Source organism: Shewanella surugensis (assembly GCF_023284005.1).
Classification (GTDB): domain Bacteria; phylum Pseudomonadota; class Gammaproteobacteria; order Enterobacterales; family Shewanellaceae; genus Shewanella; species Shewanella surugensis.
The window spans coordinates 1-26,611 of sequence record NZ_JAKIKS010000053.1 but is presented as its reverse complement, the minus strand read 5'-3'; the positions used below and the strand labels follow the sequence as shown (position 1 = coordinate 26,611).

Sequence of the window (26,611 nt, the reverse complement as noted above, 5' to 3'; positions counted from 1 at the left end):
TCACTATAAACCGGCCGCTAAACCTTGCTTATAGAGTGCATTCTTTTTTAAACCATAAATTTCAGCCGTAATGGCTGCCGCTTTTTTTAACGGCAACTCTTCATTTAATAACGTCAATGTTTGCATCACTTTAGTCGGAATCGCTTGCTCGTCCCCCTCAAGTTTGGGGCTACGATAACCATGACACATGAGTACGATTTCCCCTCTTTGTTGATTTGCATCGTTTGTCACTCGCTCAAGCACATCAACAACGGGACCCGATAAAAACGTCTCAAAGATTTTGGTCACCTCCCTTGCCATTACAACTTCACGATCGTCCCCTAACACAGCAGCAATCGAGGTTAAACTCTGTACTATCCGATGAGGTGATTCATAGAAAATCAAGGTACGAGGATCTTCTTTTAAATCAGTGAGTTTATCGGCACGACCTTTTTCTTTCGACGGTAAAAAGCCTTCAAATGAGAAACGGTCCGACGGTAAGCCTGATGCACTTAACGCCGTGATCGCCGCACAAGGACCCGGCAAAGGCGTCACATCAAACCCTGCCGCGCGAACTTGAGAGACCAAATGATAGCCAGGATCCGAAATCAATGGCGTCCCCGCATCAGAAATGAGTGCGACCGCCTCTCCATTAGTCAATTTTTGAATGATCCATTGCGATCTATCGCGTTCATTATGATCATGTAGTGCTATTTTTTTAGTCTCAATACTAAAATGGCTCAATAATTTACCACTGTGCCTAGTGTCTTCACAGGCAATCAATGAAACTTGCTTAAGTATTGTTATTGCACGAGAACTTAGATCTTCTAAGTTACCAATTGGGGTTGGAACAATGTAAAGTGCGACCGGCAGGCCCATATCTACCTCTGTATTGATTATCAACAAGACTTTCGTCAAGCGTGAGAGAAGGTTAAACTACAGGCAGCATCTTACCAGAGTGAAGACCTGTGTTGAAAAGCCTGAATACAACTAAATTAATTTCTATCGCCATGTTTTCGGCTGTTTTGTTCGGTTGTGCGACCACAACCGGCCCAGTACAGACTGAATCGACTAGCATTTCTTTAATCAGCGCCCCTTTAACATCGGCGCAATATTTAACAAAAGCGAAAGCTGAAAAAAATCAGCAACCGAGAGAACGTTACTTATTATTAGCCGCTCACGCCATGATCAATGCCGGGGATGTCAATACCGCCGATCAATTATTGAACTCTATGCAAGCCACATTATTACCCATCAGCGAACTACAAGCCGAATTTAAATATCTCAAAGCAAGAATATTGAAAGTGCAAAACCGCAATGACGAAGCCATTAAAAGTTTGGATTATCCCAATAACTGGCGGCTAGCTAACTGGCAATGGGTCAGTTATTATCAATTAAAAGCCCAACTTTACCAAGAACGTAATCAACCCATTGAAGAAGTCCGTCAATTAAGTCATCTCAGTCAATATTTACCGATGACACAAGCCAATGAAGTTAATGATAATATTTGGCGCACTTTACAGCCTCTTGCTGAAGAAACCCTGAAACGTTTCACAGCAGATAAAGACGATCCTATTTTTGCAGGTTGGCTCCAATTAGCCTATCTCACTAAACGTTATGCGGTTGACCCAAACCAGCTAGTGAGCCAATTAAGCCGCTGGCAACAACAAAACCCATCACATCCAGCGACCCGAAAACTCCCAACCGATCTGGAAAACGCCCTCAATACTAAGCCTTATCGACCCAATAATATCGCGGTACTCTTACCACTAAGTGGTCCTAGAGCCGTCATTGCGGATCCCGTTAAACAGGGGATCATGGCCAGTTATTTAGCCCAAAATGCAAATGATGTTAAAGTAAACTTTTTTGATACCGCGCAAGATCCCAAAGCCGCTTATCAAACCGCGGTGGCCTCGGGAGCAGAATTTATCATAGGGCCATTACTGCCTGAATCAGTTGCAGCACTGCATACTACTGACACATCAACCCATCAACCATTAACCAATAATGGCCAAGTGATCCCGCAATTATTCTTAAACAGCGTTAAAGGGGCTACACCCAATAAAGATCAATTTTACTTTGCCCTATCTCCTAGTGATGAAGCCAATGATGCCGCCAATCGATTATTTAAAGATGGCATAAAAATTCCATTGATATTAGCCAGTAATGATAAACTCGGCCACAACATGGCGGATAGTTTCAGTAAAACATGGAGCGAATTAACCCAGAGCCCTGCTGAAGTTCATTTTTATGATGCTGGCGATAAAATGAAGGTCACGGTCCAAAAAGCCCTCGGCGTTATCGACAGTAAAGAGCGCATATCCGCACTAAAACGTTTATTGAATATACCGATCAAAGCCGATTTTCGCTCTCGCCGTGATATTGATGCCATTTATATGCTCTCAGCCAGTCACGATTTAGCCTTATTAAAACCCTTTATTGATGTCAATTTTAGTGTTTTTACCCAGCCAGTTCCTTTATACGCAAGTAGCCGCAGCCATTTAAAAGATGGCGGCCGAGAAGCCGATGAAGAACTTAATAATCTCACTATCAGTGACATTCCTTGGCTCATTCGTCCCGATTCTGATACGCGTATGGTCAGTCAGCTATGGCCCACATGGAGTAACAGTAAAAAACGCCTTTATAGCATGGGATATGATGCTATTGATCTCGTCGGCAAACTGGCTCAAATGCGCGCGCTGCCAGGCTATCAACTTAATGGACTCAGTGGGGTCTTGTCAGTAACAGAGCAAGGCCGCGTTAACAGGCAACTGAGCTGGGGGCGTTACCAGAGAGGCAACTTGAAGCCTTTATCACAATAATCCATCAATAAGCTGCAGTTCATGCAGCTTTAATGTGTGATGATATCGCTAAATTAGTGTGTTTTTTTGTAAGTCATAAGAAAAATCCATATGCCAGTAGCCCTTTTTCGATATGTGGAAACAAATAACACAATCAATTGTCACTCAATAATGAAACTATTGCATAATAAAATGCACTAAAGTAAAGAAGATAAATAGACCAAGCCAATTGAACATGTTGACGGACTCAGATATTCGCATCAACCCGCCCTTTGGGTATATACTCAACCTCATAAAGGAACATTCAGGGATGATAGGGTGCCTAAGCGCAATCATGGACAAGAAAGTGAACAAGCAGCCATTATCTATTTACAGCGGCAAGGCTTACAATTTATCACCCAAAATGTGAGTTTTCCGTTCGGTGAAATAGATATAATCATGAAAGAAGGTACTGTTTGGGTATTTGTTGAAGTAAAATACCGCTCAGGTTTACAATTTGGTGGTGCAATCAATGCACTAAGTCAAAGGCAGCAACAACGCATAAGGCGAGCAGCAAGCCATTATTTACAATTAAACCAAATAAATGCTATTTGTCGATTTGATTTTATCGCTATTGATCCAAATACTATTGAATGGATCTGCGATGCATTTTAAATTTTATCGCAGCTTATGCCAGACCGACCGTTCAATGAGTATTAAGACTCATTGATTCATGTTGGCATAGAGCCGTTAACCCAAGCGCTAAAGCACACACTCGTTAAGGATTTATCCATGTTAGACCGTATTAAACATAGTTTTACCGAATCTATCCAGACAAAAATTGATGCTTCAGAAGCCTTACCTGAATCCATTTCCAAAGCCGCAGAAATGATGGTTCATTGTTTACTCGGCGGTCATAAAATTCTTGCCTGTGGTAATGGGGGCAGTGCGGGTGATGCACAACATTTTTCTGCCGAACTCCTAAATCGCTATGAAGTGGAGCGTCCACCCCTCCCCGCCATCGCACTCACAACCGATAGCTCAACATTAACGGCTATTGCGAATGATTACAGCTATGATGAAGTATTCTCTAAGCAAATTTTAGCCTTAGGTCAACCTGGTGATATCTTACTTGCCATCTCTACTAGCGGCCATTCAGGCAATGTGATAAAAGCCATTGAAGCCGCTCTCAGTCGTGATATGACTATTGTCGCGCTAACCGGTAAAGACGGGGGCCCAATGGCAGGTTTATTAAGCGTAAATGATGTTGAAATTCGTGTGCCTTCAAAGGTCACCGCCCGCATACAAGAAGTCCACCTATTGGCCATTCATTGCCTATGTGACAACATCGACAGAACACTTTTCCCACAGGATGAGCAACAATGAGAGCTTGGCTCCCATTCTTTCTTTCTCTGTTTTTATTGCAAGGCTGTGCGGGGGCGCTGGTGGTTGGCGCCGTCAGCGGCGCCATGGTTGCCAATGATGAACGTCCAGTCAGTACTCAACTGGACGATACCAATGCAAACTTTAATATAGCCAGTGCACTTTCTTCCCAAGTCGATCTCAAAAATCAAGCCAATATTTCAGCAGTAGTGATGAACAACAATGTGTTGTTAATTGGTCAAGCACCCAGCTCCATGCTTAGGAATAAAGCCATTAGTGTCGTGAAAGGCTTAGGCTTGGGTGGCAAAATCCATAATCAAATTCGTATCGGTAATCCCACCTCTTTTACGACTCGCAGCAATGACTCTTGGATCACCACCAAGGTCAAAGGCCGTATGCTGAGTGAACAAAATTTGGATATGACCAATATAAAAGTCATTACTGAAAATGGTGAGGTCTTTTTGATTGGCTACGTCGCAAAAGAGCAAGCCGATCTCGCCGTTGAGGTTGCCCGTAATACCTCTGGCGTTCGAAAAGTCATAAAAGTCTTTGAATATGTGGACACTTAAACACTTAAGGTATAAAAAACCTGCCAATGCAGGTTTTTTATCGATCAACGAATCTAAAGGTTAAACCAGCAAACCAATTTTTTCATACACCTTTTTAACCGTCACTTCAGCACGCGCCTGTGCTTTTTCAGCGCCTTCATGCATGATCTGCTTTAACAAGGTCTGATCGGCTCTAAACTCCTTATAACGCACCTGCAATGGCTCAATCATACTGACCACCGCTTCACCGGTTGCCCCTTTTAAATGACCATACATTTTACCTTCAAACTCAGTCTCTAAAGACGCGATACTCTGACCTGTCACACCCGACATTAAACTCAATAGATTGGATACACCCGGCTTATTGTCAATATCAAAACGCACTACAGGAGGCTCTTCACTGTCTGTCATGGCTTTTTTTATTTTCTTGATGATCTTGTTAGGATCTTCAAGCAAGCCAATCACATTATTGCGATTATCATCAGATTTAGACATCTTTTTAAGGGGATCTTGCAATGACATCACTTTAGCCCCAAATTCAGGAATAAAAGGTTCAGGAACAGTAAAAGTGTCACCATAGGCATTATTAAAGCGCGTTGCAATATCACGTGTCAGCTCTAAATGTTGCTTTTGATCTTGCCCAACAGGCACTTCATTAGCTTGATATAACAAAATATCCGCAGCCATTAATACCGGGTAACCAAATAAGCCCACATTAATATTATTAGCATGCTTTTGAGATTTATCTTTAAATTGTGTCATACGATTCAACTCACCCATTTGGGTATAACAATTTAAAGCCCAACCTAATTGGGTATGCTGAGGAACTTGCGATTGAATGAAAACGGTACTCTTTTTAGGGTCAACCCCACAAGCGAGATACAAGGCTAGCGTATCAAGGCAGGCTTCTCGCAATAATTTAGGATCTTGACGCACAGTAATAGCATGCAAATCAACCACACAATACAAACAATCATGGCTATCCTGCATCGCCACCCACTGACGTAATGCACCCATATAATTACCTAAGGTTAATTCCCCTGAGGGTTGTGCACCGCTCAGTACGATAGGTTTAGGCAGTGACGTGGTCATTTTTTTCATTACTCCATAAGTGCATCAGTAAACAGCTTGAATACTCAATGCGTAAATTTAACATTATAATATCAGCGGTAAAATATCATTCAATTGATGACATACCGCATTGGGACAGCTCAGCGCAATATCTTCACCGTAATTGTAGCCATAGGTCAAGCCAATTGAGCCTATACCTGCGGCTTTGGCCGCTAAGATATCATTTTTTGAATCGCCAACCATGATTATCTCATCTTCCTTTAACCCCCACTCATGCATCAAATGCAATAATGGCTGTGGATCCGGCTTCATTTTATCTAATGAATCCCCACCTAAGACTAAGGAAAAAAAAGCACTTAAACCGAACCCCGCTAACAAAGGTACAGTAAAAGCATAAGGCTTGTTAGTGACGATAGCTAAACGTATACCAGAGTCATGTAAGCGGCCTAAAACCGCTAAAACCCCCGCATATAGTCGACTGTGTTTTTGTAAATTCTGTTGGTAATGCCACTTAAACCTTGGCATAACCTCCGCTAAACGAGTCTCTTCAACATCAGCACTCGTCGCAAACATGAGTGCTCGGTGCATTAACACTTCCGCGCCATTGCCAATCCACAAACGCACTTGCTCCTCTGAACAAAGAGGAAGCCCTAATTCTGATAAGCAATCTTGTACTGCAACCGTTAAATCCAGTGCGCTATCCACTAAGGTACCGTCAAGATCAAAGGCGACTGCTTTCACTTTACTCACATCAGCCAGAACCATATCATTTATCTCTATCTAAACTGACACCACTCAAGCTTCATGCACAAAAGTGGGTTCACTGCGCATATCATCAGCCAAAACTATATCATTTATCTCTATGTAAACTGACACCACTCAAGCTTCATGCACCGAAGCGAGCTCACTGCGCATATCATCAATCACCGCTTTATAATCTGGCTGATTAAAAATAGCGGAACCGGCAACAAACATATCAGCCCCTGCTTTAGCTATGTCAGCGATATTATCGACCTTAACGCCACCATCTACTTGAAGACGAATATCAAAGCCACTCTCATCGATACGCTGGCGTACTTGACGTAATTTATCTAACGTAGAGGGAATAAAGGACTGCCCCCCAAACCCAGGATTAACGGACATCAACAAAATAACATCAAGTTTATCCATCACATGATCGAGATAATGCAAAGGCGTTGCTGGATTAAACACTAAACCCGCTTTACAGCCTGATTCTTTAATGACCTGTAAACTGCGATCAATATGCTCTGAGGCTTCAGGATGAAAAGTAATAATAGACGCTCCCGCTTTGGCAAAGTCAGGAATGATGCGATCAACGGGTTTCACCATTAAGTGCACATCAATGTCAGCCGTTATCCCATAATCACGCAATGCTTGGCAAATCATAGGCCCTACAGTTAAATTCGGTACGTAGTGGTTATCCATCACATCAAAATGAACCACGTCAGCTCCCGCATCTAGAACAGCGTCGACATCACTGCCTAAACGAGCAAAATCAGCAGAAAGAATAGAAGGAGCAATTAAAAATGGGCGCATAGACAAACTCACGGTCATGTGTAAGAAGTACGCTATTTTAACCTTAAGCCCGCAGAGACACTACCGTTAAAAACAGAAATTTATTGTTACAATTATGTTCAAAACGTTATTTAGTTTGTTATACTGAAAAGCTTGCAAAGGAAGGCGACTAAGGAAATACCATGTTAGGGAAGCTTATAAGGTTTTTAAACATGAAAATAACTGTATTTTTCATGAGTTGCACTTTAGGTACGGTGATATTACTGCTCAGCATGAACAATATCCCTACCTTTAATTCATCCAATAATTATTGCACATCACAAATAAAAGAATACCGTAAGGACTTACCTGCAAGTCATCCCAAAAATCATTGTACAACACAAGTACAATCATTAACGTGGATGAATTGGTTAACAGGACAAAGTCGTACAAATCAGCTACATTTTATCGACTTTTTGGAATTGCTGCACGGTAACACCCGTATTCCTTTAAGCCAAGTGTCTTCAATCAATAGCCATCAGAGTCTAAATTTATGTTAAAAAACGTCTGGCACCTACTGATCAGCACACTTGCCGCCTTTTTTGGTGTGCAATCCGAGCACAATCGTGTACGTGATTTTCAAACAAAGTCCATTGTCCCTTTTATTGCCATGGGGGTGTTTATTGCCATCTTATTTGTAGGCGGCTTACTTTTTATCGTCACCCAAGTATTAGGCTAAGAAGAATAAACACGTACTGATGATACAAAAAACCTTGCTAATGCAAGGTTTTTTTAACTAAAGCCTTATTTCAAACGGCTGACTTTTTTCGGCTTTCCACTCGAAACGAATCCACCTTTCTTCGACGTAATGGGTGTCAGTTTTGCCGATTCAACATGAGATTCATCATAAGCATCATCATATAAAGCAAATAATTCATCCACCTTCTTACGAGCACTGCCTTTTTGACTAATGTTTCGTTGTACTTGAATACAGCCTAACTGCGCCCCACGATATAATTCACGTGTTAATGGAATATCATGATTACTGATTAACACCGGGATCCCACGTTCTATTGCTGTATGACGGGATTTTTTAGCCAATATGGCCTGATCATCTAAGCTAAAACCCGCCCCAACATAAGTGGTAAAACTCGCCGTTGTCGACAACGGCGCATAAGGGGGATCGCAGTACACCACGTCACCTTTACGCGTCATATTAATGGCTTCTTCATAGCCTATACACCTAAACTCGGCTTGTTGTGATTTAATCGAAAAAGCACGGATCTCCAATTCAGGAAAATAAGGTTTTTTATAAGAACCAAAAGGCACATTAAAACCGCCTTTACGGTTATATCGGCATAAGCCATTAAAACCAAAACGATTCATGTATAAAAAATAAACAGAACGTTCGAATGGGTCAATACTTTGATTAAAACGTTCACGGATCTGATAATAGGCTTTTGCATTGTTCATCTCATCGACAAACAAGGCTTTTGCAGCACTAATATAACTATCAGGATCATGCTGAACAATTTGATAAAGGTTGATCAAATCTTGATTAATATCGCATAACAGATAACGGTCGAAATCGGTATTAAGAAAAACAGATCCAGCCCCGACAAAAGGCTCAACTAATCTATCACCCTTCGGCAGATATTGAGATAAAGCTTCAATCAGTTTAAATTTTCCACCGGCCCACTTTAAAAAGGCTCTTTGTTTTTTGCTCATTTAAATTGACTGAATACCCTAAAAAAAGAAGCACATGATTGTACTCTGTTTATTATTGAATTTCACGACTTGGTACACTGACTTGTAGTTCATATTCATTCAAATCAGTCCACCGTCGTACCCAAGGTTTATTAATATAATATTTATCAATGAGATATAAGGACTTTTTATTTGCAAATTCTTTTTCCCCGAACTGTCCAACTAACACTAACCAACCTTGCTTATATTGGGCAACACTCAGTCCTTCAACATCCTTAACCTTTGTTAATATTCGATAAAGAGTCTCTATCTTCGTCACGTTAGCCAATTGCAACGTATAGCCTTGAGTCGGCATGACGCTCACTAAAATTGGCCAAACTATCGACGATTGCTGTTTTTTACTTTCAACTGCCGTATTTTCAAGCACACCTAACAGTACTTTAGTTGAAAACGAGGTTGGCGTTTGCAGCACATTGTCCTTTGCATCCACTTGAATCGTTGAAGCAGAGACTTGCGTTTCATCCCGTTTTGACGCTTCTCTATTAACCTCAGTCTGATTTAGCAACACAGGCTTTTGCGAAGCCACTTGTTGACTAAAACCAATACTGGGAGCAATACTATACGCTTCAATTTCAGTTGCTTTTAAACCCGCTTCACCTGCCTGCAAAATCACACTGGCATCCAAGCCTAACGGCTCTTCTTTAGCAATAACGATCGGCATCTGCGCTATCGTATTTCCTGTAGTGGATACAATATCACTCTCTTTTGACCGACTCCCCGTTACTTGTACAACAAGTCTTTCTCTTTTTCTCATTAATGCTTCTGACTGCTGTGCTTTCTCTTCAGCGCCTACGAAAGTATCGTTTTGCACTTCAATAACCTGACTAATCTCATTAGTTTTGACGACTAAACTCGATTTAGGCATCAATAAAAATACCATTGCGCCAACAAACGTAGCCAAAAACAGAAAAACACCAGTCCATTTCATCTTCGAAATCGACTTTCTTTTAGGCACTAATGAACCATTATCCGTTAAGGCTAATTCCAGCTGAGAGACCACTTCTTGAGGTGTCCCTTTTTGGGAAGAAAGCTTTGACAACACAATATCTTGTACAATAAAGGGAGCTTGCTCACTTCTAAGCAGTAATGCATCATAAAGAGACTGCCGCTCTTCTAAAGAAAGCGGATCAATGCTGATCGGTAGTAATAATTCGGTTTGAATAGACGAAAGTTGAGCCAGTAAAGACGGTAAAAACTGATCTGCCGTAGTACAAATGACACGTATCGATGTTTCAGCTAAAGACAACTGACTCAATGCAAGACACTCAGCCCATATCTCGTAAGGTAAAAAATCCGCATCATCAATAACAATGCAAATAGCACGAGGTAAAGTATCAGCGGCTTGTTGTAAGCTGTCAGGTAAGGCTAATTCATCATCAAAAACGGGGTCTTTGAGTAGTTGAATTAAAACCTTGCGTCGAATTTCATCACTATCACAATGTTTTGGGCAAGTAACCAAGGCAAGACTATGCTCATCTAATTCATTAAGCAAAGCATTGATCATGGTCGTTTTGCCAGCGCCTTGCTCGCCTATAAGTAGAATTAACTGCTCGCCATATAAACTAATATGCTGCAATCGCAATAACAAGGCTTCTTGACTGGGTAGTAATATCGACTCTGGAGGTGTCACTTGTTATCCATATTCAAGTTATGCGCCGCCAATGACCTCTCTAAGTATGGCTTTACTGACGTCACTATAAATACCAGCTCGGCCAATGGCGTTAGGTAAAACTAACCTAATCTTCCCTTGTTGAACTTTCTTATCACGTTGCATATGCTTGATAAAATCTGAAAAGTTCATCGATTCAGGCGCTGTAACAGGCAAATCAAAAGCAGTAAATAACGCACAAATACGCTCAAGAACACTCTCTTGGATCAAGCCCATTTTAACCGCTGTTTTTGCCGCTAATACTGTCCCCGCCGCAACGGCTTCACCATGCAACCAAACACCATACCCCATTTCAGCTTCAATAGCATGACCAAAAGTATGCCCCAGATTTAACAAAGCACGAACAGATTGTTCTGTTTCATCTAATGCAACGACCTCAGCCTTAATGTCACAACAGCGACCAATAGCATACTTAAGCGATTCATTATCAAGAGATTTTAACTCTTCAACATGCCCCTCAAGCCAAACAAAAAATGCTTGATCCCAAATGATCCCATACTTAATCACCTCAGCCATACCCGCCGAAAATTCTTTTACAGGAAGGGTGGACAAAAAATCAGTATCGATCATGACTAACTTTGGCTGATAGAAAGCCCCTATCATATTCTTTCCAAGAACATGATTAACTGCGGTTTTCCCACCAACAGAAGAATCAACTTGCGCTAATAAAGTGGTTGGAATTTGGATAAAATCGACACCGCGCTGATATGAAGCCGCAGCAAATCCAGTCATATCACCAATAACCCCTCCCCCCAACGCCACCAAAACCGTATCACGGCCTAAATTTTGTTTTAAAAGGGAAGTGAAAATCGCGTCCATTTGCTCCAATGTCTTGTATTGCTCGCCATCCGGAAGAATAACAGGCTCAACAAGCAGAGAATTAGCTAACAAAGTTTGTACTTTTTCAAGATACAAGGGCGCGATTGTCGAATTAGTCACAATCAAGACTTTTTTGTTTTCGAGATGGTGAGTAATAACCTCACCATTACTCATCAAATTCCGGTCAATCACTATCGAGTAACTACGAGTACCAAGCTCAACCTGAATTTGTTTTGTCATGATTTAAAAACCTAGCTGTTCAATAATTTGATTTGCGACAACTTTTGCACTCTGTTCATCGGTTTTCACGATAACGTCAGCAATTTCTTCGTAAAGTGGATTACGGATCGCAGCTAAATTTTCTAAAACTTCTCTTGGATCATCTACTTGTAACAAAGGACGACGCTTATCACGCTGAGTACGCGCAACTTGCTTATCAATCGTTGTTTCCAAGTACACGACTATCCCGCGAGCAGACAGATTATTTCTGATCTCCTTACTTTGGATTGAGCCGCCTCCAGTCGCTAATACAATTCCTTGCTTTTCAGTTAAGTCAGCGACGACTTGTGTTTCACGAACGCGAAAACCTTCTTCACCTTCGACATCAAAAACCCACGCAATGTCCGCACCAGTGCGGCTTTCAATCTCTTGATCTGAATCGTGGAACTCTAAGTGCAGCATCTGCGCTAGATGTCGACCAATGGTGCTTTTACCTGCGCCCATAGGTCCTACTAGAAAAATATTACGTTTTTCGGCCATTTCTTATACGTCTGAATCTTATATGAAGTTTGCCTACATCGATTTGAAAAATAAAACCGACCTTAAATGTTACCTTGCTCGCTTGAGACTTGACCACTGATTATCTCAGTTAAATAGCATCAAAGGCAAGCAGTGAAATTGAATTCTCTTCAAAATGCCTAAAGAAACCCAATGGACTATCTTAAAATCAACACCTTAGGACATGTAAATTTATACAGGAAGTTGATCTTTTTGAAATACTCAGATTGTAAAGAATAGCACTTTAGAGAGAATACTGACCTTAAGTACTATAAAGAACAAGATAACGTCCTTAACATGCTAGCACAAAAGTCACTTTGCATCGTTTCTCTTTTCATTATTTTAGATTATTATTCTGAAATGATTTTTGGCGTCACAAAAATAAGTAACTCTCGCCTTTCATTACTTTTAGAACTATTTCTAAAGAAAAAACCCAAATAAGGTATATCACCAAGAATAGGAACGCGACTCGAGCTATTGATCATACTTTTCTGATAAATCCCACCTAATACGATAGTTTCACCATGATTAACCAAAACTTGTGTACTAATACGCTGAGTGTCAATAGTCAAACCGCCTTCAGTATCAAAACTGGGGGTATCATTAGTGATCGCCAAATCCAAAATAACGCGATTATCTGGGGTAATTTGTGGGGTCACACTTAACGATAATACCGCTTTTTTATAGGTCACTGAAGTGGCTCCGCTAGAAGTCGACTCTTCATAAGGAATTTCAACACCTTGTTCAATATAAGCGGCTTTTTGATTAGCAGTGATTAATCGTGGACTCGAAATAATTTCGGCTTTATCTTCTTGCTCAAGCGCCGTCAATTCTAAATCTAGAATCGTGCCATCAGTCAGCTTAGCTACATGAAAAGCAATACTGGTTGGATTCAATCCGATGGGATTCGCGGGCAAATTAACATTCAACCGTTCAGCAATCGGCGGCACTTCACCATTGGTGATTTTTTCAGCCCCAGCAATGGTTCCTGATGTCCCAAAATCGCCTTGCTCATCGGTTATTCCCCAACGGATCCCCAAATCTTCACTGACATTATCTCTGACCGTGACCACTCGAGATTCAATCAATACTTGCTTAATAGGAATATCTAACACTTCCACCAAACGATGGATATTATCTAAACTATCCTCGGTATCTTTTATCAATAATGTATTGGTTCGTTCATCAACGGCCACACTGCCTCTTGGAGAAAGTAAACTTGAAGTATCACTTTTCAGTAATGTGGCGATATCACTCGCTTTTGCATAATTAATTTGAATATATTCAGAGTAAAGTGTCGACAACTGGATAATGTTTTGTTTATTTTTTAGCATTTGGCTTTCACGTAATGCGATTTCCTCACTGGGGGCCACCAATAAGATATTCCCTTCGATACGTTTATCTAAGCCTTTGGATTGTAATATTAAATCTAACGCTTGGTCCCAAGGCACATCATCTAAATGTAGGGTGATATCCCCCTTAACCGTATCCGTTGTCACTAAATTAAATTTATTGTAATCGGCGATGATCTGTAACACTTTATTGACTGAAATATTTTGAAAATTAAGTGATAAGGTCCGCCCGGTATATTTCTTTGGCTCACTGCCCATCCCCTGATGCAAATCCTTATCAATAATAATTTTCAATAATCGCCCTTCCTGTTCGGAACGATAACGATAATCCCCAGAAACCTTAATGCTAAACGATGTCATATTGGCATCTTTAAACGTTTCGAAGTTCATCACAGGTGTCGCAAAATCTTGCACATCTAGGGTATAAAGTAAATCGGAGCTAATATCGGTATTGTATAATTGCAGCTCCAGCTGAGTGCCTAACTGCTGTAAATTAGCTGCAATATGCGTCTCACGAAAATAAATATCGATCTCACCACCACCACTATCCGTTCTTTTAAAATCAATCTTTTCGATTTTATTAATAAAAGATCGACTCTTATTAACTGCCATCTGCTCATCATTAATCGTTAATTGGTAACGATTTCCTTCTAACTTTTCTTCATACGCTTGTATTTTGTATAAATCAATAATGACATCTAGTGTATTTCCCCTTTCAGCTGTCTGTATCGACTCTACTCCCATTCGACCTATTAATAATTTATTCTTAATTAAATTCGAAACACTATTATCAAAACTTAATATGATTTGCGCAGGATCAGTATGCAGTCTCGTTTTGGGCCCTGAAGATAATGGCGCTTCAAACGTCAACTCCAATACAAATTGATGGACTAATTGATCTTGGTACTTCACATCCATGAGCCGATTCTCGCCATAAGCGGAAACACTCATACCGAATAAAAGTAAAATAAAACTATAGAGAAAACCTTTTTTCATCATTATTCTTTCCCTGAAATCTGCTCTTAATTTATACTGAGATCAAGACTGATCACACTTACTCATCAACTAATGCCATGTGGCTACTTCTATGTGTCCAACACCCTCCACCATCAGGAATGAGTTCGATTATTTCAATATTTGTCTCCGTGATAACGGCAATTTCCCCATGATAGAGCCCTAAGTAATCACCAACAGATAAGCGGTGAACCTGACCATCATGGGTTTCAATTAAGGCCCAAATAACGGGTTTAGCCCCTAAATGTGGATCCGTTAACGAACCACGCATTTTTAGATTATCCAATGCATAAGTCTCAAGATTGGTTTTTTGCCTATTAAGCTCAGGTTGTAAACAATTTTTTGTTCTATCAACCACTTCTTCTGTTAATTTTCGCACCGGAAGCACATAAGGACTCCGCATGCCCTTACCTGAATAGTCAAAATGTTCAAATTGAGGTGCGGCCTTCAATGGCGCGATGTGAGCAGTATGTTTCTTCTTGGTATCCGTCACAAATTGTTCCAAATCCCCTTTATCACTACAGCCAAGATTAAAAAATATCGGACACAAAAAACAAAAAGACAGTGATTTTATTTTCATCATTTTTTAACCTTTTTCTTCTTAGCCTTTTTTCCATCTTTTAAATCAGCGCCCTCTTTAAAACGATATGTTTTAGCTAACATTTGCATTTCTAAACCACCATGCCCTCCTTTTTTAAGAGTAAAGTCGTGTAAGCTCACAATACGAGGCAATTTAGCCACACCACTGACAAAATAACCTAACTCATGATAATCACCGCTCACTAAGATTTTAATGGGAAATTCAATATAAAAATCTTGCTGTAACTCGGCCCCCCACTCTAAACTATGGATCTTAAGTCCAGTATCCGTCGCCACAAAAGTGACATCATCAATAAGGCCAGGCATTTCATTTTCTGACGGCAACATCTTTAATAATTTAGCAAATTGAACCTCCATCAAAGCCAGCTGCTCTCGATAATGGGCTAAATTAGCGGCAAGTTGATACTTATTTTTAAAGGAGGCTTTAAGAGCCCCCTCTTGCCCTTGCATAGTGCCCAATTCATTTTTAGCATCAGCGATCACTAGAAAATAACTGGCAATAAACACTGACGTTGCCACTAACAATCCAAAAAAGACCTTAACGGCTTTGGGCCAGCCACCGACATTCTCAAAATCAACATCCTTAAACTGCTCAAAATCAATTCTCATGGACGCTCCCTTGAGCGAATCTCTTCGACGGGCTTCACGGCAGCAGCATTAACAACCGTGACATTCAAAATAAAACGTTGTAATTGACGAGAGGCTTCATCATGCACTGCAATTAATTGCATATTGGGATCCTGTAGCCATTTCGATGCCTTCACCTGACGCATCATATTAGCCACATGATTATTTGACTCACTTCGCCCTTCAATCAACAATTGAGACCCCTCTTTTTTAATGCTCGATAAATACACTCCCGCTGGTACGACCCTGACGAGCTCATCGAGCACCCGTGTGGGTAAGTTTCTGGCTTGCTGAAGGTTCAAAATAATATCGGTGCGGCGCTCAATATCTTTTTTACGCACACGAATTAATTGGATATCACCAATCTGTTTATCAAGAAAATTAATTTCAGATTGTAAATAGTCATTACGTCCCTTCTGCTCCGAAATCATTCCTTTAACCACGAGTAAAGAAAGATAACTGACCAATACAGAGACTAAAAAAACCAACAATAAGACCCGGAAATAATCTTTTTTTCGTTGTTCTCTCGCTTCTTCACGCCAAGGTAATAAATTAATATTTGCCATACAATCCCTGTGCTATCTTTCTCTTTCTTAACCCAATTATTAAAATTAACGCACTCATGTATTTTATCGATTCATATTGGCCATTGGCCATAACTTCTCAATGCCAATCCGCAAGCCAACATGTATTTAGCCATTTGTGATTGAAGTTGTTTTTTAATGGGACTCGATGCTTCCAAGTGCCCCGTAAAGGGATCCGCTATCATGGTATCAATATTAAGATCAACTTTTATTCTCTCCACGAGACCTTCAATACAGGCACCGCCTCCACATAACACAATATAGTCAATCCGCTCTCGCTCGCTCACCGTATAATACAGCTGTAAAATATGCTTAATTTTTTGTAATAGTTGCATTTGAAACGGCAATAACACCTCTTCTTTATACGCTAAAGGCAACTCACCCAATATTTTTGCTTTTTCTGCCTTATCATAAGTCAAGCCATAAGTGGACATGATGGCTTGAGTGTAAGCGTCTCCCCCTGTATCTTGACCACGAACAAACACAGTTTCCCCCTCTTCAATCATGGCTAGCGTTAACATATTTGCCCCTACATCAATCATGGCGGTGACGCTGTGATAACCTTCATTGGGTAATTGATGTCGAATAAATTCATAGGTACGACCTAAGGCATAACCTTCGATATCAACGACTTTAGCCTCTAAATTAACATCATCTAACGCATCAATTCGACTATCTATAGTGTCCGTTCTGCATGCACTTAATAGCACCTCTACGTTATCATCTTCAATTTTTTCAAGATCTAATAATTCAAAATCGATACTAATTTCATTCAATGGATAAGGGATCAAGCTCTCGGCTTCTAGCTCAATTTGCGCCTCCATTTCAGCTTCAGTCAAAGAAGCATCCATTTCAATCACCTTATTAATCACAGCGGAGCCTGATACCGCCACCGCAGCAAATTTGATATTTTTAGGTAACGCCCGTTTGATCAAACTCAGAGCATCCACTAAGGCCTTCAAGTCTTTTATCTCTCGATCCACCACCGTCCCTTTCATCAAAGGAATCGCTGCGTGACGTACGATATGATAAGACCTTTCTTTTTTGCTTAATAGGATGGCTTTGACTTCGTGAGAACCGATGTCAATCCCCACCATTAGCGGTGCAGTGTGTAACCAAGGTTTAAATTTTGACCAAACCACTTTTGAAAGCCATTGCTCAGATGACATAGTTTTCATCACTTTTATCTATCAGTGTTAGGGCTGATTTACATAGGACGGCATAAACGGAGCAATCAGGTCGAACGACAATGAACGCAATACGAAGGTCGGCAAAAGTTATCACCAACGTCCAACAGATCTTAACAAGCTACTACTAAAATAAAATAAACGCACCTTAATTTAGAGTTAACGATAAATAATTCGCATTAATCAATATTTCTATCAACAAAATTGATAGCGCTTACACAGAGCATCCTCTACTCCAGCAACGATATAGCATTAAATATATCGCATTAAACATTGTTATCTTATATTTAAAAAACAAAAGACCATTCCTTTCAGTTATTCTATTTGTACAAAATATTACTTATATTTACAATTGCTATTTTCACATCAGTCAATAGTTGCTAAAAGCAATGCTTTATTGAGGTTATTTTAAAACACTCACATTTGAACTCACAGGACAGCTAAGTGCGTAAACTGGCATCTTCAACTACCTTAGGTATATACTACTGGGCTTATTTATTCTTGATGGAATTATCTGGTGAAGTGGTTTAAACGTCTTACAATTGCTTTTTTTAGCTTGGCTCTATTGGGCATTATAGCGATCACTGCAGCCTATTATTACGTGCTGCCAGATCTTCCTGATGTGAATACTTTAAAAACCGTTAAGCTGCAAATCCCCCTTAGAATTTACACCAGTGACGGAAAACTCATTTCGCAATTTGGTGAGAAAAGACGGATCCCGCTTGAACTGCAAGATATTCCAAAGCCATTATTACAAGCCTTTATTGCCACAGAAGACAATCGTTTCTATGAGCATCAAGGCATCGATCCTATCGGTTTAGTCAGAGCCGCATTAGTTATGATAACCACGGGAAAAAAGAAACAAGGTGCCAGCACGATTACGATGCAAGTCGCGCGTAATTTCTTTTTAACCCGCGATAAAACCCTCATACGAAAAATAAAAGAGATTTTTATCTCTATCCATATTGAGCAATTACTGACCAAGGATGAAATTTTAACCCTTTATGTTAATCGTATTTATCTTGGACAAAGAGCCTATGGTGTCGGAGCCGCCGCACAAGTTTATTATGGTAAAGATGTCGCCGATTTAACCCTACCAGAAATGGCCATGATTGCCGGGCTCCCTAAAGCCCCCTCCACGATGAACCCGATTACATCTCGTTCACGTGCACTGAGCCGCCGTAACGTGGTACTGATGAGAATGCACGATGTCGGCTATATCAACGATACCGAATACACTGATGCGCTTAAACAACCATTAACGGCGACTTATCATGGCGCAGAGATCGACTTATATGCCCCTTACATGGCTGAAATGGCGAGAGACTATCTCGTTAGCAAATTAGGTGAAGAGGAAGCTTATACCGGCGGCTATGATATCTACACCACCATCGATTCTACATTACAGCTTGATGCACAACAGGCACTCAGAGATAATGTTTATGCTTATGATCAGCGTCACGGTTATCGTGGCCGCACTAAAGTCTTGTGGACAGATCTCACACCCAGCATAGATGAAATCACAGAAAAGCTCAAAAAAACCACTTCTTTTCAAGGGCTTCAGCCTGCAGCTGTCATGGCTGTCACTGAACAAACAGCTACCGTCCTCACTGCCAAAGGCGAAAGTTTAACCTTACCTTGGGATGGTCTTAAATGGGCCAGACGTTTTATTACCCATAAAAAACAAGGTCCATCGCCTAAAGCGGCAACCGATGTATTAGTCATAGGTGAGCAAGTCTGGATTAGAAATAACAGCACCATTTGGCAACTTTCTCAAGTACCTCTGGTATCCAGTGCCATTGTGTCTATCGAACCTCATGACGGCGCGATTAAGGCCTTAGTCGGTGGCTTTAGTTTCTTCCGTAGCCAATATAATCGCGTCACCCAAGCCAAGCGTCAATTAGGCTCAAATATTAAGCCTTTCATTTATACTGCGGCATTAGAAAAAGGCTACACACTTGCGACACTCATCAATAACGCTCCGATTAACCAACCCGATACCCGTCAAGGGATTGCATGGCGACCTAAAAACTCACCCGATGTTTATGGTGGTCCCACACGTTTACGCCTAGGCTTAGCCCAGTCAATTAACGTCATGTCTGTTCGTACCATGCGTTACTCCGGCTTAAATGCATCGATCAAAGAGCTCACAAAATTTGGATTTGATCCTGCCGACCTGCCCCGAAATGAATCACTCGCATTAGGTTCAGCATCCGTCACGCCACTCCAAGTCGTTACCGCCTTTTCAACATTTGCCAATGGCGGTTATCTTGTTGAGCCTTTCTATATTCAGCGTATTGAAACGGCAACAGGTGATGTCATAGAACAAGCCAACCCAACTCTGGCCTGTACCCCGACACCGGTCGAAAATGATCCAGTAAACAGTGATAATTTAAGCAGCAATAATCAGTTGGTTCAAAACAATACCATGACTAACAATGAGGTGTTAACGACACCAAACAGCGGCACTTCCACTGCTCCGCAAGATCAACACAATAAAAATGCCGCTGGTATCAATCAGTGTGGTGGCATCGATGCCCGTTTCGCACCACAAATTATTTCACATCAAACCGCCTTCCTTATTTCAGATGCTCTTAAAAGTGTCATTTGGGGTGGAGGCAATTGGAGCAAAGGAACCGGTTGGAACGGGACTGCTTGGCGTGCTTCTCGAGATGTGAAACGTCATGACATCTCAGGAAAAACAGGGACGACTAACGAATCGCGCGATACGTGGTTCAGTGGCTTCAACCCCACTTTAGCCACCACAGTTTGGGTTGGATTTGATGATCATGCCCAAGAGCTTGGACGCACAAGTTGGGATAACAACGGGCCTAAGAGTCAAATATTTCAAGCCGAATCTGGGGCCAAAACGGCGGGGCCGGCGTGGAATGAATTCATGAAAAATGCCTTAGCAGGTACCCCTGAAATTCCCGCCTCACCTCCAGCAGGTATTATTTCTGTGCGTATCGATTTAGCCAGCGGCAAACTCAGCCACAAAACCGATTATACCAGTCGCTTTGAATACTTTGTCGCAGGCACAGAGCCTACAGAATACGCGACAGAGACCAATGACGAAGGCAACATATTTATCGATAATTCTGCCGATGATTTATTTCAATAATTAGCTCAATTTTGAATGCCGAGGATCACCCTCGGCATTCCAATAAAAGAACCATCGACTCATTAATACCCTCCTCAAGCATTCTGTTAGACTAATTACTATGTTAAAAAAATAAATTATGAGATGATATTTTATTCATCTATACAGCCCCCTAAAATCTCATTATAAAAACAAAAACAATACAACTTCACCACTTTGTAAAATAAGCATTAGCCAATGCAGAGCGTACCCAATAAAAACCCCTTAGCTCACATAGTGATTCAAATCCAATAGGATTTATTTCATAACCAAATGAAATTATTGTTATTAATTAATCTACACTCGCCCAACCACAGAAAATAAAAATTAACTACACAGAAAACAATCAAGCAGTTACTGCTTGTTAACATCATATCTAAATCCAAAAACAATATTGTATCCAGCCACTCTCACACTCGCTAAAACAAACATAATAAAACCAAATAAAAACAAAAAACAAACAACTAAAAAACAAAGTATGAGTAAATAACTATTTGATATTAGTTAAAAAATAATAATATTATTTCCACTCGCCATTAATCTAGATAATAACCGACTCTTTACCCTTTTAAGACTGATTAGAGCTAACATGACCCAGTGCACTTCATCATGGTGTTTCCATGATCGCAGCATAAACAATACATTCAATAAAACGGAACTTTATAATGATGAATAGCAATGATGTCACCCCTGAGGGGATCAGACAGCTGCCCGCACCCGCTCCCCATGAAATAGCCAATATGACCCCGAGCGAGTGGAAACAAGCCACTCGTTTTGACAGCGTCGATATCGGCTGGATTGTGATGAGTATCGGCATGGCAATCGGGGCTGGCATTGTCTTTTTACCCGTGCAAGTGGGTGTGATTGGATTATGGGTCTTCTTACTTTCAGCCATCATTGGCTATCCAGGCATGTACCTGTTTCAAAAGCTCTTTATTAACACCTTAGCAGAATCGAAGGAATGCACCGATTATCCCGGTGTCATTAGCGGCTATTTAGGCAAAAACTGGGGCGTAGCCTTAGGCATACTCTACTTCGTCATGTTGGTCATTTGGATGCTGGTGTATTCACTCACTGTCACTAATGACAGCGCCTCATACCTTCATTCATTTGGTGTCACTGAAGGTTATCTCAATGACAATATCTTCTATGGACTCGCCCTCATTTGTGTCTTAGCGTTTATCGGCTCCATTGGTGAGCGCTTCTTATTTAAACTCTCAGGCTTTATGGCGGTAACGGTATTAGTTTTGGTTGCCGTAATGGGATTTCTATTAATGTCGCGTTGGGATCTGGCCAATGTCCCCGCAATGGGCTCTTGGGGCGACATGCTCAAACAAGCCATTATCACTCTACCTTTTACCCTAACCTCTATTTTGTTTATTCAATCCTTAAGCCCGATGGTGATTTCATACCGCTCCCATGAAAAATCCATTGAAGTGGCTCGTTTCAAAGCGTCCCGCGCCATGAAAATAGCCTTCGCTGTCCTCTTCATCAGTGTATTTTTCTTCGCCGTGTCTTTTACCCTTGCCATCAGTCCTGAGCAAGCACGCGAAGCGCAAGCACAAAATATCTCTGCACTGGCCATCATCGCCCATTACTATCCAGGCAGTTGGGCCACCATAACCGGCATAGTGATCAATATTTTTGCCGTCGTCACCTCATTTTTTGGCGTATTTATGGCTTTTCAAGAGGCCTGCCGCGGCCTTGCGATGAACTTGCTCTTACGTCGCTACCCACCAGAGCAAATCAGCAGTAAAAAAGTCAATCACGCCATTACCGTATTTATTATTCTTTTAGCTTGGGGGGTCATTGCCATGAACGCTCCCATCTTATCTTTCACGTCCATATGCAGCCCTATATTTGGACTGGTCGGCTGTTTAATTCCGGCTTATTTGGTGTATAAAATGCCGGCATTGGCTAAATACAAAGGTCCAGCCACTTGGTTTATCATCATGATCGGCATCCTTTTGTGTATCTCGCCCTTATTGGTATTTTTGTAATGCTTTTATAAATGATGAATAGTCAAACTAAACAGGACGCTGACAAGCGTCCTGTTTAGTTAATAATAAAACTCAAATAAAAACTACAATCGGCTCACATCCACTTTTAATGTGTCTAAGTGCGCACTAATAGTCGATGTGGCATTGTTATCCGCTCGCCCCCCTAAGTGTTTGGCAAAAAACTGCTCCATGGCCACAATATAAGCCAATTTATTCTGGCGCTTTGAAAAACCATGCCCTTCATCTTTGGCTAAAATATACTCCACGGGTAATGACTGCTTAAACATTACCTTAGCAATATTATCCGACTCTTGCTGAGTGACTCTCGGATCGTTCGCTCCCTGAACTAACAGTAACGGCGTTTTGATGCGCTCCACAAATTCAATCGGTGATCGCGCCTGCATATCTTTTCTATCCGCTTCAACTTGAGGATCGCCCACCGCATTATAAAAACGCCCTAAGTAAGGACGAAAACGCTCAGGGAAAGATTCAAGTAAGGTAATTAAGCTTGACGGCCCCACATAAGACACCGCTGCTTGATATAAATCAGGCGTAAAAGTGATCCCCGCTAACGCCGCGTAGCCACCATATGATCCACCCATGATCCCCACACGCTGTTTATCCGCAATGCCTTTATCAATTAAAAATTGCACGCCATCGGTTAGGTCGTCTTGCATGCCTCCCGTGCCCCAACTTTTATTGCCAAGATTGAAAAAATGCTTACCAAATCCTGTGGATGCGCGAAAGTTAGGTTGCAGTACCACATAACCACGGTTAGCCAGTAATTGCGCCACTGGATGAAAATAACCCGATGATAAGCGCCAATAATCCCGAGACCAAGGGCCGCCATGGGGTAAAATAATCGTCGGTAATTGCTGAGATTTCCCCTTGGGTAAGGTTAAGTAAGCTTGAATAGTGACACCATCACGGGCTTGATAAGTGATCGATTGCCGCTGAGATAACAACTCAGGAGCAATCGTCGGCTCAGTTACTAATAACACACTCACCTTTTGTGTGTTCGCGTTGTAGCGATAATCACTGCCCATCTCGACATCACTGCCCACATTCAATTGCCATAGGCCTGTGGTTTCATCAAGAGAGCTAATGCTTATTTCAACATCTCGCTTAAAATACCCATTAATATTATCCCAATGATGCGCAAACTCCTTATTCAATGGGTAAGTGCGTAAACGCCCCCCATAATAAGACACGGCCACAGGTACGCCATTTTCATTAAATGTCACATCATAGACATCCGACTCATTCAAAGGATCTTGGTGTAGGGTGGTCAGCTTACCCGTATCAAGCGCAACACGAATAAGCTGCATCTTATCTCGGCCATCAATATTGGCGCTGATATACGCAAGTCCATTTTTTTCATCAAAGCCATATAACTCAACCAACTCACCAAATTGGGTGGTGAATAACGCCTGCCAAGTATCCCCAGTTTGAATATACAGCGTTGAAGTATTGTTCGGGTTAGCCCCCACCCCCACAACAGGTAAACCTTCGTTGTTGACTTCAACCCCCAATAAGCCGTAATCATTGGAAAAAATAGCACTTATTTTCTGAGTATTCACATTCAAGTGATACAAATCAGAGCGCTCTGCATTATTCTGATTAGACATGACAACCAAGGTATCGGGCTTATCTTTAATCTGCCCAATAAAATCATACCTCGCTTGTTTGTTATCGGTGAGCGCCGTAATAGTCACCTGTGGAATAACCACTTGCGAAATAGACACTTGCGGCTGAGTCTTGTCCTCATTGAAGGTTAATTGATAAAGCTGGGTATTCTCATTACCCTCGCTGTCTTTTAAAAAAAACAGTTCATTGGCTTGTGTTGACCAGTAAAATTCACTAATAGGATCCTTTGAAGTGGTAATAGGCAGAGCCGTGTCCAAGCCCCCCCCCGTCTGCATCAAATAAATATTTTTACTGCCTTGATACTCTTTAAAAAATGCCAACCATTGACCATCTTTCGAGCCTTTAAGTCCACTCACCGCTTGCTCATTAAAAAAGTGCTCGACGGGAATAAGTGCAACTTCATCCTCTTGCTGAAAACTCACCTTATCTAACGCGCTATCTTGCGCACAGCCTGTTAACCATAAACAAAGCAAACTCAAGCCAAGTAATCCCCCTACCGTCCCTATTTTTATTTTCAACATTCCCTTTATTCCTATTCATTGCTGATGTAATTCAATCATGTTTAACAACATGCCAAACAATCATAGAACAGAAAATAATTATTGTAAAACGATAATTATTTTCTGTTAACAACAATACAGCATCATGTTATAGTGACTGCATCATCAAAAAAAACATCAGCCATGAATAACAATATTGATAAAGAAAACCATCACAACAGTAATATAAACACCAATAGCAACATGAGAAAACTGATGAAGATCAGTGGGGTTTTTCGAGTCTTGGTGATAATGGCAACTGCGGTAATTTTTTTATTTTTAGGCTATAGCTATATTGAAAGTGATGAACTGCGCCTCGGCAGTAACCATTTGTTCCATGCGCTTTGGTCACATGAGGGGGTAAACCGTGGTATTTTACTCGCCATACAATTCCCCCTCTTGCTCGCGCTGGTATTAGGCGTATTCTGGATGCAAAAATTACTGAGCTATTTTCAACAAGGTCAATTCTTCAGTAGCCAAACCATGCGCTGTTATTTATGGTTAATTTGGATAAAAATAGCCAGTTTCATCTATAAATTCCTTCAACCTTTAATCACCCAACACTATCATTCCGTTCTTGAACAACAGCAACCATTAAACTTGCTAGGCCACTTCCCGCTTGAGTTAGCATTCAGTTTTGATAGCATCACCACCTTACTGCTCATGCTGGTGATTGCTTATTTATTAAAGGCCGCCAAAGACATCGAAGCCGAAAACAATGCATTTATTTAACGCACCGCACGGGTTTATCACGCACCATGGAAATAATTGTTAATTTAGACGTCATGATGGCCATTCGAAAAGTCAGCTCCAAAGAGCTGGCCAAAGCCATTGGGATCACCGAAGCCAATTTGTCGTTACTCAAACGCGGCAAAGTCAAAGGGGTGCGTTTCGAAACCTTAGCCAATATCTGCCAATATTTACACTGCCAACCCGGCGATATTCTCGAGTTTAGGGGTGATGACACAGAAAAGTAGTGTCACTACGTTAAAAATATCGAACAGAGAAAACAATAAAAAGGACGCTTAAGTCGTCCTTTTTATGTTAATCATTGCCCCATCCTGAGATAAGTTGACTCGTTAGAGGCTTACCGATGCAAACCTCAAAGAAAATAAGTGTTAAACAGATACAAGGTCATTATATCAGTAAACTTTCAATTAGCCATTGTTAGCCGAAGTGCATCGTTCAGCAATGAATACGTATTATCGGCGTTGGTATAAAGTTAACGTGAGAAAGCTACAATAAGCCTACCAGTGATAACCCGTGTTTATCACTGGTAGGCTATTATCATTTAATCTTTAGTAAAAATGAATTTATCAGAAGATTGTTCGACATTTGGCACTGTCATTGTATTAACTTGATAAGTATATTCGCCTGATGGCCAGTGAGCAGGGATATCAAAATAAGCATTTGCAGTGTATGCCTCTTCTTCTGATGCTAAAGTCATTGTTTTTACCTTTTCTCTATTATAAATAAAGCCGTTTGGAAATGTGATATAAGCCCATTTATTAATGATCTGAGTTTCAGCTGTGTCATTCATAATTGAACGACTGAAATAAAGACGGCCGCCATCGTTATGAATTGGTTCTCCGTCGTATGTTAGATTTACATCAA

24 protein-coding genes and 1 pseudogene are annotated in these 26,611 nt (G+C 41.0%); 10 read left to right on the top strand and 15 right to left on the bottom strand.

Annotated elements, in window-relative coordinates:
* Positions 1-3 precede the first annotated feature (3 nt).
* Positions 4-858, bottom strand: a complete 855-nt coding sequence (rsmI, locus tag L2764_RS14085) for a 16S rRNA (cytidine(1402)-2'-O)-methyltransferase (protein ID WP_248940886.1) — start codon at positions 856-858, stop codon at positions 4-6.
* Between the two features lie 89 nt (positions 859-947).
* On the opposite strand from rsmI, the gene L2764_RS14080 reads away from it, so the two are divergent.
* The 4 genes from L2764_RS14080 (at position 948) to dolP (ending at position 4,711) form a co-directional block, all read left to right on the top strand.
* Positions 948-2,801, top strand: a complete 1,854-nt coding sequence (locus tag L2764_RS14080; protein WP_248940885.1) for a penicillin-binding protein activator — start codon at positions 948-950, stop codon at positions 2,799-2,801.
* Between the two features lie 297 nt (positions 2,802-3,098).
* Complete coding sequence (locus L2764_RS14075) at positions 3,099-3,434, top strand: YraN family protein (protein ID WP_248940884.1); 336 nt, start codon at positions 3,099-3,101, stop codon at positions 3,432-3,434.
* Between the two features lie 117 nt (positions 3,435-3,551).
* The gene (locus L2764_RS14070) at positions 3,552-4,145 is read left to right on the top strand and encodes a phosphoheptose isomerase (protein ID WP_248940883.1); all 594 of its coding nucleotides are present in this window, start codon (positions 3,552-3,554) and stop codon (positions 4,143-4,145) included.
* Positions 4,142-4,711: a division/outer membrane stress-associated lipid-binding lipoprotein gene (gene dolP, locus L2764_RS14065; protein ID WP_248940882.1), complete on the top strand. Its 570-nt coding sequence runs from the start codon at positions 4,142-4,144 to the stop codon at positions 4,709-4,711. Before L2764_RS14070 ends, dolP begins: the two co-directional genes overlap by 4 nt.
* A gap of 60 nt (positions 4,712-4,771) precedes the next feature.
* Here the strand turns inward: dolP and trpS are convergent, their stop codons facing one another.
* The 3 genes from trpS to rpe form a co-directional block, all read right to left on the bottom strand.
* Positions 4,772-5,770, bottom strand: a complete 999-nt coding sequence (gene trpS, locus L2764_RS14060) for a tryptophan--tRNA ligase (protein ID WP_248940900.1) — start codon at positions 5,768-5,770, stop codon at positions 4,772-4,774.
* 75 nt (positions 5,771-5,845) lie between these two features.
* Complete coding sequence (locus L2764_RS14055; protein WP_248940881.1) at positions 5,846-6,526, bottom strand: phosphoglycolate phosphatase; 681 nt, start codon at positions 6,524-6,526, stop codon at positions 5,846-5,848.
* A gap of 114 nt (positions 6,527-6,640) precedes the next feature.
* Entirely contained in the window at positions 6,641-7,318 is a 678-nt protein-coding gene (rpe, locus tag L2764_RS14050) for a ribulose-phosphate 3-epimerase (RefSeq protein ID WP_248940880.1), read from the bottom strand.
* 191 nt (positions 7,319-7,509) lie between these two features.
* Here rpe and L2764_RS14045 point away from each other — a divergent pair, with 191 nt between their 5' ends.
* Positions 7,510-7,836, top strand: a complete 327-nt coding sequence (locus L2764_RS14045; RefSeq protein ID WP_248940879.1) for a hypothetical protein — start codon at positions 7,510-7,512, stop codon at positions 7,834-7,836.
* Positions 7,830-8,015 carry a DUF2970 domain-containing protein gene (locus L2764_RS14040; protein WP_248940878.1) on the top strand — a complete coding sequence of 62 codons (186 nt, stop codon included), beginning with the start codon at positions 7,830-7,832 and terminating at the stop codon, positions 8,013-8,015. Before L2764_RS14045 ends, L2764_RS14040 begins: the two co-directional genes overlap by 7 nt.
* 164 nt (positions 8,016-8,179) lie before the next feature.
* On the opposite strand, the pseudogene L2764_RS14035 reads toward L2764_RS14040, so the two are convergent.
* From L2764_RS14035 to pilM, 9 genes and pseudogenes are all read right to left on the bottom strand, one after another.
* Positions 8,180-9,004, bottom strand: a pseudogene (locus tag L2764_RS14035) (Dam family site-specific DNA-(adenine-N6)-methyltransferase); the annotation flags it as partial.
* Between the two features lie 52 nt (positions 9,005-9,056).
* Positions 9,057-10,673 carry an ATP-binding protein gene (locus L2764_RS14030; RefSeq protein WP_248940877.1) on the bottom strand — a complete coding sequence of 539 codons (1,617 nt, stop codon included), beginning with the start codon at positions 10,671-10,673 and terminating at the stop codon, positions 9,057-9,059.
* 18 nt (positions 10,674-10,691) lie between these two features.
* Positions 10,692-11,771: a 3-dehydroquinate synthase gene (gene aroB, locus L2764_RS14025; RefSeq protein ID WP_248940876.1), complete on the bottom strand. Its 1,080-nt coding sequence runs from the start codon at positions 11,769-11,771 to the stop codon at positions 10,692-10,694.
* A gap of 3 nt (positions 11,772-11,774) precedes the next feature.
* Positions 11,775-12,290, bottom strand: coding sequence for a shikimate kinase AroK (aroK, locus tag L2764_RS14020; protein ID WP_126507054.1), 516 nt, complete (start codon positions 12,288-12,290; stop codon positions 11,775-11,777).
* A 368-nt stretch (positions 12,291-12,658) separates the two neighbouring features.
* The gene (locus L2764_RS14015; protein WP_248940875.1) at positions 12,659-14,659 is read right to left on the bottom strand and encodes a type IV pilus secretin PilQ; all 2,001 of its coding nucleotides are present in this window, start codon (positions 14,657-14,659) and stop codon (positions 12,659-12,661) included.
* A 55-nt stretch (positions 14,660-14,714) separates the two neighbouring features.
* Entirely contained in the window at positions 14,715-15,257 is a 543-nt protein-coding gene (locus tag L2764_RS14010) for a pilus assembly protein PilP (RefSeq protein ID WP_248940874.1), read from the bottom strand.
* Positions 15,254-15,883 carry a type IV pilus inner membrane component PilO gene (locus L2764_RS14005; protein WP_248940873.1) on the bottom strand — a complete coding sequence of 210 codons (630 nt, stop codon included), beginning with the start codon at positions 15,881-15,883 and terminating at the stop codon, positions 15,254-15,256. Before L2764_RS14005 ends, L2764_RS14010 begins: the two co-directional genes overlap by 4 nt.
* A complete protein-coding gene (locus L2764_RS14000) occupies positions 15,880-16,467 on the bottom strand; it encodes a PilN domain-containing protein (protein ID WP_248940872.1) in 588 nt (195 codons plus the stop codon). Before L2764_RS14000 ends, L2764_RS14005 begins: the two co-directional genes overlap by 4 nt.
* Positions 16,468-16,538: 71 nt before the next feature.
* Complete coding sequence (pilM, locus tag L2764_RS13995) at positions 16,539-17,663, bottom strand: type IV pilus assembly protein PilM (RefSeq protein WP_376708422.1); 1,125 nt, start codon at positions 17,661-17,663, stop codon at positions 16,539-16,541.
* A gap of 526 nt (positions 17,664-18,189) precedes the next feature.
* Between pilM and L2764_RS13990 the strand changes: the two genes are divergently transcribed.
* A complete protein-coding gene (locus tag L2764_RS13990; RefSeq protein WP_248940871.1) occupies positions 18,190-20,793 on the top strand; it encodes a penicillin-binding protein 1A in 2,604 nt (867 codons plus the stop codon).
* 758 nt (positions 20,794-21,551) lie between these two features.
* Entirely contained in the window at positions 21,552-22,811 is a 1,260-nt protein-coding gene (locus L2764_RS13985) for an SLC5/6 family protein (RefSeq protein ID WP_248940898.1), read from the top strand.
* 83 nt (positions 22,812-22,894) lie between these two features.
* Here L2764_RS13985 and L2764_RS13980 read toward each other — a convergent pair whose 3' ends face one another.
* Positions 22,895-24,979 (bottom strand): S9 family peptidase, encoded by a 2,085-nt coding sequence (locus L2764_RS13980; RefSeq protein WP_248940870.1) that lies wholly within the window; start codon positions 24,977-24,979, stop codon positions 22,895-22,897.
* 162 nt (positions 24,980-25,141) lie between these two features.
* Between L2764_RS13980 and L2764_RS13975 the strand changes: the two genes are divergently transcribed.
* Both L2764_RS13975 and L2764_RS13970 read left to right on the top strand, forming a co-directional pair.
* Positions 25,142-25,729, top strand: a complete 588-nt coding sequence (locus tag L2764_RS13975; RefSeq protein ID WP_248940869.1) for a DUF2975 domain-containing protein — start codon at positions 25,142-25,144, stop codon at positions 25,727-25,729.
* A 26-nt stretch (positions 25,730-25,755) separates the two neighbouring features.
* Positions 25,756-25,974: a helix-turn-helix domain-containing protein gene (locus L2764_RS13970; protein WP_248940868.1), complete on the top strand. Its 219-nt coding sequence runs from the start codon at positions 25,756-25,758 to the stop codon at positions 25,972-25,974.
* 314 nt (positions 25,975-26,288) lie between these two features.
* Here the strand turns inward: L2764_RS13970 and L2764_RS13965 are convergent.
* Positions 26,289-26,611, bottom strand: a 323-nt coding sequence (locus L2764_RS13965; RefSeq protein WP_248940867.1) for an RbmA family biofilm matrix protein, incomplete at its 5' end; no start/stop codon positions are given.

Excerpts from the sequence above, each read along its gene's own strand:
- L2764_RS14040 (WP_248940878.1), top strand. The coding sequence starts at position 7,830 with ATGTTAAAAAACGTCTGGCACCTACTGATCAGCACACTTGCCGCCTTT.
- L2764_RS14055 (WP_248940881.1), bottom strand. The coding sequence starts at position 6,526 with ATGGTTCTGGCTGATGTGAGTAAAGTGAAAGCAGTCGCCTTTGATCTT.
- L2764_RS13975 (WP_248940869.1), top strand. The coding sequence starts at position 25,142 with ATGAATAACAATATTGATAAAGAAAACCATCACAACAGTAATATAAAC.
- dolP (WP_248940882.1), top strand. The coding sequence starts at position 4,142 with ATGAGAGCTTGGCTCCCATTCTTTCTTTCTCTGTTTTTATTGCAAGGC.
- L2764_RS13985 (WP_248940898.1), top strand. The coding sequence starts at position 21,552 with ATGACCCCGAGCGAGTGGAAACAAGCCACTCGTTTTGACAGCGTCGAT.
- L2764_RS14015 (WP_248940875.1), bottom strand. The coding sequence starts at position 14,659 with ATGATGAAAAAAGGTTTTCTCTATAGTTTTATTTTACTTTTATTCGGT.
- L2764_RS14010 (WP_248940874.1), bottom strand. The coding sequence starts at position 15,257 with ATGATGAAAATAAAATCACTGTCTTTTTGTTTTTTGTGTCCGATATTT.
- rpe (WP_248940880.1), bottom strand. The coding sequence starts at position 7,318 with ATGCGCCCATTTTTAATTGCTCCTTCTATTCTTTCTGCTGATTTTGCT.
- aroB (WP_248940876.1), bottom strand. The coding sequence starts at position 11,771 with ATGACAAAACAAATTCAGGTTGAGCTTGGTACTCGTAGTTACTCGATA.
- L2764_RS14070 (WP_248940883.1), top strand. The coding sequence starts at position 3,552 with ATGTTAGACCGTATTAAACATAGTTTTACCGAATCTATCCAGACAAAA.
- aroK (WP_126507054.1), bottom strand. The coding sequence starts at position 12,290 with ATGGCCGAAAAACGTAATATTTTTCTAGTAGGACCTATGGGCGCAGGT.
- rsmI (WP_248940886.1), bottom strand. The coding sequence starts at position 858 with ATGGGCCTGCCGGTCGCACTTTACATTGTTCCAACCCCAATTGGTAAC.
- L2764_RS13970 (WP_248940868.1), top strand. The coding sequence starts at position 25,756 with ATGGAAATAATTGTTAATTTAGACGTCATGATGGCCATTCGAAAAGTC.
- pilM (WP_376708422.1), bottom strand. The coding sequence starts at position 17,663 with ATGAAAACTATGTCATCTGAGCAATGGCTTTCAAAAGTGGTTTGGTCA.
- L2764_RS14005 (WP_248940873.1), bottom strand. The coding sequence starts at position 15,883 with ATGAGAATTGATTTTGAGCAGTTTAAGGATGTTGATTTTGAGAATGTC.
- L2764_RS13980 (WP_248940870.1), bottom strand. The coding sequence starts at position 24,979 with ATGTTGAAAATAAAAATAGGGACGGTAGGGGGATTACTTGGCTTGAGT.
- L2764_RS14045 (WP_248940879.1), top strand. The coding sequence starts at position 7,510 with ATGAAAATAACTGTATTTTTCATGAGTTGCACTTTAGGTACGGTGATA.
- L2764_RS14000 (WP_248940872.1), bottom strand. The coding sequence starts at position 16,467 with ATGGCAAATATTAATTTATTACCTTGGCGTGAAGAAGCGAGAGAACAA.